Origin of the sequence: Chloroflexus sp. (assembly GCF_034435895.1) — a bacterium.
Classification (GTDB): Bacteria; Chloroflexota; Chloroflexia; order Chloroflexales; family Chloroflexaceae; genus Chloroflexus.
In genome coordinates, this window is record NZ_DAOTWH010000290.1 from 1 (window position 1) to 7,739 (window position 7,739).

Genomic DNA, 7,739 nt, shown 5'->3' on the forward strand with positions numbered 1-7,739 from the left:
GCCAACTCCGGCGCCGCGCCGCGCGCTTGCAGCGCCGCTGCTACTTGCTCGCGCGGCAACGGGCGCAACCGCAGCACCCGGCAACGCGAGACGATCGTCGGCAAAAGTTCGCTACTATGGGCAACCAACAACAACGTCGCGTAATCGGGCGGCTCTTCCAGTGTCTTGAGCATCGCGTTGGCCGCCTCTTCGCTCAGCCGCTCGGCATCGTACAAGATCAACACCCGCCGCGCCGCTTCGTAAGGCCGCAAAGCAATATCGCGCTGCCATTCCCGAATCGTCGCAATCTTCAGCTCTTTCTGCCGTGCTGCCTCGTCTGCCTTTGCCGCCGCCGCTTGTGTCGCCATTCCAGCCACGCGCACGTCAGGATGGTTGCCGCGCTCGATCCGCCGGCACGTCCGGCATTGCAAACAGGGATCGCCCGTCTGTCGCTCACAGTTCAACGCCTGCGCCATGCGCAACGCCACTAGCGATTTGCCGATCCCCGGCGGCCCGGCAAACAAGTAGGCATGCGCCACCCGGTTCGACCGGATGTTGCTACGCAATTGTTCAATCGCCCATTCGTGACCGTCAATATCCCACATGGCATTTGCTTGGCTAGAGCCGCACTGGCGTGCGGCTCTCCTGCTGCGCCAACCAACCTGTGTTGGATTACAGCAGCTTGCGGAAGGCTAGCACCGCATTCACCCCGCCAAACCCAAACGAATTGGAAATCGCCACTTGCAACGCCGCTGGGCGGGCGACGTTCGGCACATAATCCAAATCGCATTCTGGATCGGGATGTTCGAGATTAATCGTTGGCGGAATCAGACCGTGGTGCAGGGCAAGGATCGTTGCTGCCGCCTCAACCGCACCCGCCGCGCCGGTCAGATGGCCGATCATCGACTTGATCGAGCTGATCGGCACGCTGTAGGCATATTCGCCAAACACATGCTTAATTGCCCGCGTCTCAGCGATGTCGCCAGCCGGTGTGCTGGTAGCATGAGCGTTGATGTAGTCAACTTGCTGCGGCGCTAGCCGGGCATGCTGCAAGGCCCGCCGCATCGCCAACGCTGCGCCTTCACCGTCGGGATCAGGTGCGGTCACGTGATAGGCATCCGCCGAAACGCCATACCCGATCAGCTCGGCGAGGATCGGCGCGCCACGCCGCTGCGCGCTGCTCAGCCGTTCCAGCACCAGCACCGCCGCGCCCTCCCCCGGCACAAACCCGTCGCGCAGTGCGTCAAACGGGCGCGAGGCCCGCTCTGGCATCTCATTGCTGCGCGTGCTCAAGGCCCGCAACACACAGAAGGCCCCCAAACTCAGCGCCGTGATCGGCGCTTCAGCGCCGCCCGCCAGCATCACCTCGGCATCGCCACGCCGGATCACCTCTGCCGCCTCGCCAATCGCTTGCGCCCCTGCCGCGCACGCGGTGCAAATCGAGGTTGTATAACCGCGCAGGCCAAGGTGAATCGCCACTTGGCTCGAAGGCATGTTCGGCAACGCCGCCGGAATGAAGAATGGGCTGATTTTCATCCCGCCGCGCTGGATCAGGGTAGCCGCGGCCTGCTCCACATCTGGCATCGACGTTGTGCCGCTCGCGATCAAGACACCGATCTCATCGCGCGCCATCCGTTCCAATGGAAGCTGGGCATGCTCGACCGCCATCCGCGCCGCCGCCACTGCCATTTGACTGGCCCGCGACATCCGCCGCGCCTCTTTCGCATCCATAAATGCCTGCGGCTGAAAGTCGTTGGCTTGCCCGGCAAGCTGGCATGGATACCCGCTCGGATCGAAAAAGGTGATCCGCCCGATTGCACTCCGTCCCGCCGCTAATCCGGCCCAAAATGGCTCGACGCCGACCCCAAACGGCGAGATGATTCCCATCCCGGTCACGACAATGCGCTGATCAGGCGGCTGCTGATCGTGCGCTACGGTCTGCGGTTCTACTGCCGGTTCATCAGCCAGCACCTCGGCCAGCAGTGCCTCGATCTGCGCTTCAATCGCTTCATCTGGCACATGCTCGCGCACGAGACCGAGCAACTCGGCCCGCAACGCTGCGCGCCGATCCAGTGCTCGCGGGGTCATGGCGTCCCTCCCTCAATGCAATTATTCAAGGTCTGAATTATACCACGCAGCCGTCATGCCTGTGGTATCATACTCGCCGAAGACGAGTTCAGCACATTCACCAAAAGCAATCATTATGACGCCCGTTTTGCCCGGCCTTATCCGTCCTGAGATTGCCGATCTCGAAGCATACACGCCGATTGTGCCGCTCGAAGTGCTCGCCGCGCGCCTTGGCCTGCCAATTGAGCGGATCGTCAAGCTTGACGCGAATGAAAATCCGTATGGCCCCGCGCCGGCGGCGTTGGCGGCGTTGCAACATACCGCCACCTACCATATCTACCCCGACCCCGAACACACCGCGCTGCGCGCGGCGCTCGCTGGTTACACGGGCCGTCCCTCTGAGGAGATTCTCTGCGGGGCCGGCGCCGATGAGCTGATCGATCTCGTGTTGCGCTTGATCATCAACCCTAGCGATGCGATCATCGATTGCCCGCCCACCTTCGGTATGTACCGCTTTGACGCCAGAATCTGCGGCGGACAGGTGATCACCATCCCCCGCCGGCCTGACTTTAGCCTTGATCTGCCGGCCATCGAACACGCTGCAGCCCAAGGCGCCAAGGCGATCTTCCTCACCGCTCCCAACAACCCTACCGGCAACCCGCTGCCACGCGCCGATTTGTTGCGCATCCTCGCATTGCCATTGCTGGTGGTGGTTGATGAGGCGTATGTTGAGTTTGCCGAACCGGGCCGCTTACCGATTGGCGCGAGCGATTTGCTCGACCATTACCCCAATCTGGCGATTTTGCGCACGTTCAGCAAGTGGGCCGGCTTGGCCGGGTTGCGGGTTGGCTATGGTCTCTTCCCCCGCTGGCTGATCGAACAGCTCTGGAAGATTAAGCAGCCCTACAACGTCTCGGTGGCTGCCCAAGCCGCTGCGATCGCTTCGCTCGAAGCGGTCGCCGAGTTGCACCAGCGCGTGCAAGCGATCGTCGCTGAACGCGAACGGCTCTTTGCCCATTTGCAAACTTTCCCTTTCCTCACGCCCTTCCCCAGCGCCGCCAACTTTATCCTCTGCCGGGTTGAAGGGCGCGATGCCCGCGAACTCAAGCTCGCGCTCGAACGGCGAGGCGTGCTGGTGCGCCACTACCGCACCCCGTTGCTCGATGGCTATATCCGCATCAGCGTTGGCGCCCCCGCCCAAACTGATGCCCTGCTCGCTACCCTCGCCGAGGTGTCGCAATGACTGCATCGCTCGAACCCATGCTGGTCTTTGCCCGCCAGCTCGCTCACGAAGCCGGCCAGATCACCCTGCGCTACTTCCAGCAGGGTGTCACGATTGAACGCAAAGCCGACGAATCACCGGTGACGATTGCCGACCGCGAGGCCGAACGCTATCTGCGTGCCGCAATTACCGCCGCGTACCCCGATCACGCCGTGCTTGGCGAAGAAGATGGGTTGACCGGCAGCGAACACGCCACCTTCCGCTGGGTGCTCGACCCGATCGACGGCACCAAGAGTTTTGTCCGCGGCGTGCCGTTGTACGGCGTCCTGATCGGCCTGCTCCGCGACGGCGAGCCAGTGCTCGGCGTGATCCATATTCCCGTCCTCGGCGAAATGGTCTCGGCAGCGCAGGGTTTGGGGTGTACGTGGAATGGCCAGCCCTGCCGCGTTTCCAATATCTCATCGCTACGCGAGAGTCTGGTCGTCGGCACGATTGCCCACGGCTACGAGCAGTATGGCCGCGCTGAAGCCTTCCAGCGCATCGTGCGCCGCGCCGGTCTATTCCGCACTTGGGGCGATTGCTACGGCTATGTGCTGGTCGCCACCGGTCGCGCCGAAGTTGCCCTCGACCCGCAAATGAATGTGTGGGACGCCGCCGCGCTCTTGCCGATTCTGGTCGAGTCCGGCGGCGCCTATACCGATTGGCAAGGCGCGCCAACGATCTACCATCACGAAGGCATTGGCAGCAACCGCCACGTCTTGCCCGAACTATTAGCTTTGATTACTGGCGAGGAACAAGCATGAACGCCGACGAGTATCAGCGCTTGGCTATGCGCACCTTGGCCACCGGCCTGTCCCCCCAAGAGCGGCTTGCCAACGCTGCGCTTGGCCTCAATGGCGAAGCCGGCGAGTTTGCCGACACGGTGAAAAAGCACCTTTTCCACGGCCACCCACTCGACCGCGAGGCTCTAGTGAAAGAGTTGGGCGATGTGTTGTGGTACGTGGCGCTGGCCTGCAATACGCTTGACATATCGCTCGGCGCAGTGATGGCGGCCAATATCGAGAAGTTGCGCCGCCGCTACCCGGAAGGATTCAGCAGTGAGCGAAGCCAACAACGCAGCGAGTGACATCCGTCGCGCCACCGTCGATCGCATCACCGGCGAGACCAGTATCTCGCTGACCCTGACGATCGACGGCAGCGGGCAGGCTGATGTGCAGACCGGGATCGGGTTCCTCGACCACATGCTCACCTTGTGGGCGCGCCACGGTCTGTTCGACCTTACCGTCCGCGCCCACGGTGATCTCCACGTTGACGAGCACCATACCGCCGAAGATGTGTGCATCTGTTTGGGCCGCGCCATCGATCAGGCCCTCGGCGCGCGCGCCGGCATCGTCCGCACGGCCCATAGCTTCGTGCCGATGGATGAAGCGCTGGCGTTGGTGGCGATCGATCTGGGCGGGAGGCCCTACTGCGTGGTACAGGCCGCGTTTGTCACGCCGCGGGTGGGCCAGCTCGGCACCGACCTGATCGCTCATCTCTTCGAGAGCATCGCCTTTCATGGCCGTTTCAACCTGCACGCCCAAGTCTTGTACGGGCGCAACGACCACCACAAGATTGAGGCGCTGTTTAAAGCCTGCGGGCGCGCACTCGATGCTGCCACCCGCATCGATCCGCGCCTCGGCGGCGCGGTGCCGAGCACCAAGGGGGTTTTGTAAGAGTCTGATCATCAGTAGTGGGTGCAATATCCATTGATTTGATTGCTCATTCCCCAACCGCTACCCACTCTCACGCCTAAGCGCGAGGTTGGGGGTGAGGGCCGCCGCCCACTTAAACCTATGCAACTGGATCACTACCCGTGAGAAGTTTAGGAGCGGACAGAACATTTGATCGAGTACGACCGTTGATCGCTGTGTGATGCCGCAACGCTCGACTCTCCGCTCCCATCTCCCGCGCCAGTCGGAGAGGGGCTGGAGGTGAGGGCTGCCACCCGCTTCACCCATACAACTGGATCACCTGTGAGGAGCTGCTATGATCGGGTTCGTCGCTGCGGCTGTGCTAAGCTTCGTGCCGGCCTTCATCTATGCCAGCATCGCCTATTGGCTCGACCGGTTTGAAAAAGAGCCGCGCCGCTTGCTGTTCGGCGCGTTTCTGTGGGGCGCGTTCGTTGCCACCTTGGGCGCGATTGTCTGGACGGGCATAGCCCAAGCGTCGTTAGCTATCTTTATCGGCGAAGCCTCGGCTGAAGTGGCTGGCGCCACCTTGCTTGCGCCGCTCGTCGAAGAGAGCTTGAAGGGGATTGCCGTCGTGATCATCATGTTCGCCTTCCCCGAAGAGTTCGACTCGCGACTCGACGGCATGCTCTATGCAGCGATCACAGCGCTCGGCTTTGCCGCCACCGAAAATCTGCTCTACCTCTACTTTTTCGGCTATACCGAGGATGGGTTTGGCGGTCTGATCACGCTCTTTGTCCTGAGAGTAATTTTGGGCGGCTGGGGTCACGCCGTCTATACCGCATGGATCGGCTTAGGTTTAGCGATGTCCCGCCTGCACCCCAACCACATTGTGCGCATCATCTCGCCCTTTGCTGGCTGGCTGCTCGCCGTCTGCCTCCACGCTCTGCACAATACTATGGCGGTCTTTTTGGCCAACGAATTTGGCTTAACCGGCCTCGGCCTCACCCTGCTGGTTGACTGGTCAACGTGGGCCGTCGTGTTGGGGTTAGTAATCTGGGAAATCCGGCGCGAGCAACATCACATCGCCGCTTACTTGGCCGAAGAGGTCGCTGCTGGTATCATCTCCCCGGCGCATTACGCCGCCGCCAAATCGTTCAGTGGCCAACTTCGCAATCGGACACGCAGTGCCGCTGCCCGCCGCTTCTATGAAGCGTGCGCTGAACTGGCCCACAAGAAACACCATCTTGCCACCGGTGTCGGCAACCAGCGCAACACCATCGCCCGCATCAATCAACTGCGCCACGAGATTGCCCAACTCGCGCCCGAAGTGCCGGCAGCGTAGCGCTAGTCGCGTAAGTGTTCAGCGATCCGGTGGCGTGTGCGCCGGTATGAGCGGTGGCACAATTCTAGCAAGAGGCGCTGCTCGGCTTGCACCCGCCGCCGCTCTTCCTCACACTGTTCAGTCCGGGTAATCGCCGCTTGCAACTCGGCAGACATCGTTGCCAGATCAGCCAACGCCTGCTCAGCAAAAGGCGGTTGCGGATGCATCAGACCCAGCACGGCGGCCAGCCGGCGCAAACTGTTGAGCAGATCGGTCGCCGTCAACGCCCCCGCCGCCGAGTCGGGTTCAAACAGGTACAGGTATGGCGCATCGGCGCCAATCGCCTCGATCACCTGCCGGCGCACTTGCGCATATAAGCGCTGTGCCCGCACCTCACACTCCCACCGTACCGCCAATGCTGCCCGCCACGCCGCTAGCGCTGCCGCGCTCTGCTCTTGCTGTTCGGCCAAGATTGCCTGTAGCTGAGTGTGATGTACCAGCTCTTCTTCGGCAAACGGCAACCGATGGCGCAATTGATCGAGCAGCGTGATGATCTGGTTGAGCGGATCAATGGGTGGAGTTTGAAATGTAATTGCTGTCACGGCAGACCTCACGGCGTTCAGAATGATGGCTACGTCACTGCTATCGTAGAGCAATCCTGCACGAGCGTCTATAGTACAACGGGTCGATCTTGCTCTAGGACTACTACATGACATCGTTGCTCTGCGTTGCATCCAGATCGCCGTCGGGATCGTCAAACCAGCAGGAGTTTTGCGCCGCATGCTACAATACAGCCAGTGCGAAACGATGGAAAGGAGATAACGATGGGATTGCTCGATCAACTGAGTAAAACCATTTTGCAAGTCGGCGATCGGGCCAAATTCGAGGCTGAGAAGTTTCAGAAGACGACCCGCCTGCAAGGCGAGATTAACGAGCTGCGCCGCCAGATCGATCAAAAGTTGATGGAGCTGGGCCAACGCGCCTATGATCTGCAACGGGCCGGCCAGATCCACGCTCCCACCCTCGCCGAGCTAGCGGCTGCACTTGACCAACTGCGCGCCGTGCTGGTTGCCCGTGAAGAAGAACTCAAACAGACGCAGAATGAGGTCTATATCGAGCCAACCTCAGCCACGCCGCCGCCAGCGCCTACCGTGCAATCAGTACCGATCAGTGAAGCTCCGCCAACCGCTGCCGGCCCCAAGACGTGTCCGCAGTGCGGGTTCCAGATGCCGGCCACCGCGATCTTTTGCCCAAGTTGCGGTACACGCGTGGGCTAGTTGAGGGGCGGACAGAAATTTCGTCAAGACAACCATTGATCGCTATGCAATGCCTCAAAGCGTAGCTCCGCTCCCCGCGCCCGCACCAATATGAGCGGGGCTAGAGGTGCGCGTTGCCCCTCCCCCAGCGGGGGAGGGGTTGGGGGTGAGGGCCAGCAGCCCGCGCAGCGGGCTTCGTACCCCTAGCCCGGCCCTTCAGG

9 protein-coding genes are annotated in these 7,739 nt (G+C 61.7%); 6 read left to right on the top strand and 3 right to left on the bottom strand.

Annotated elements, in window-relative coordinates:
* The coding region (gene holB, locus U9R81_RS16205) for a DNA polymerase III subunit delta' (protein WP_322496464.1) at positions 1-584 on the bottom strand (584 nt) is incomplete at its 3' end.
* Between the two features lie 67 nt (positions 585-651).
* Positions 652-2,067, bottom strand: coding sequence for a beta-ketoacyl-ACP synthase II (gene fabF / locus U9R81_RS16210; protein WP_322496465.1), 1,416 nt, complete (start codon positions 2,065-2,067; stop codon positions 652-654).
* Positions 2,068-2,182: 115 nt separating this feature from the next.
* Between fabF and hisC the strand changes: the two genes are divergently transcribed.
* The 5 genes from hisC (at position 2,183) to U9R81_RS16235 (ending at position 6,283) form a co-directional block, all read left to right on the top strand.
* A complete protein-coding gene (hisC, locus tag U9R81_RS16215; protein ID WP_322496466.1) occupies positions 2,183-3,289 on the top strand; it encodes a histidinol-phosphate transaminase in 1,107 nt (368 codons plus the stop codon).
* Positions 3,286-4,071, top strand: coding sequence for an inositol monophosphatase family protein (locus U9R81_RS16220; RefSeq protein ID WP_322496467.1), 786 nt, complete (start codon positions 3,286-3,288; stop codon positions 4,069-4,071). Before hisC ends, U9R81_RS16220 begins: the two co-directional genes overlap by 4 nt.
* Positions 4,068-4,394, top strand: coding sequence for a nucleoside triphosphate pyrophosphohydrolase family protein (locus U9R81_RS16225; RefSeq protein WP_322496468.1), 327 nt, complete (start codon positions 4,068-4,070; stop codon positions 4,392-4,394). The genes U9R81_RS16220 and U9R81_RS16225 overlap by 4 nt, the downstream gene beginning before the upstream one ends.
* Positions 4,366-4,983: an imidazoleglycerol-phosphate dehydratase HisB gene (gene hisB / locus U9R81_RS16230; protein ID WP_322496469.1), complete on the top strand. Its 618-nt coding sequence runs from the start codon at positions 4,366-4,368 to the stop codon at positions 4,981-4,983. The genes U9R81_RS16225 and hisB overlap by 29 nt, the downstream gene beginning before the upstream one ends.
* Positions 4,984-5,296: 313 nt before the next feature.
* Positions 5,297-6,283: a PrsW family intramembrane metalloprotease gene (locus U9R81_RS16235; protein WP_322496470.1), complete on the top strand. Its 987-nt coding sequence runs from the start codon at positions 5,297-5,299 to the stop codon at positions 6,281-6,283.
* A 2-nt stretch (positions 6,284-6,285) separates the two neighbouring features.
* On the opposite strand, the gene U9R81_RS16240 is transcribed toward U9R81_RS16235, so the two are convergent.
* The gene (locus U9R81_RS16240) at positions 6,286-6,864 is read right to left on the bottom strand and encodes a hypothetical protein (RefSeq protein ID WP_322496471.1); all 579 of its coding nucleotides are present in this window, start codon (positions 6,862-6,864) and stop codon (positions 6,286-6,288) included.
* A 222-nt stretch (positions 6,865-7,086) separates the two neighbouring features.
* Here U9R81_RS16240 and U9R81_RS16245 point away from each other — a divergent pair, with 222 nt between their 5' ends.
* Positions 7,087-7,539 carry a zinc ribbon domain-containing protein gene (locus U9R81_RS16245; protein ID WP_322496472.1) on the top strand — a complete coding sequence of 151 codons (453 nt, stop codon included), beginning with the start codon at positions 7,087-7,089 and terminating at the stop codon, positions 7,537-7,539.
* The last annotated feature ends 200 nt before the right edge of the window (positions 7,540-7,739 follow it).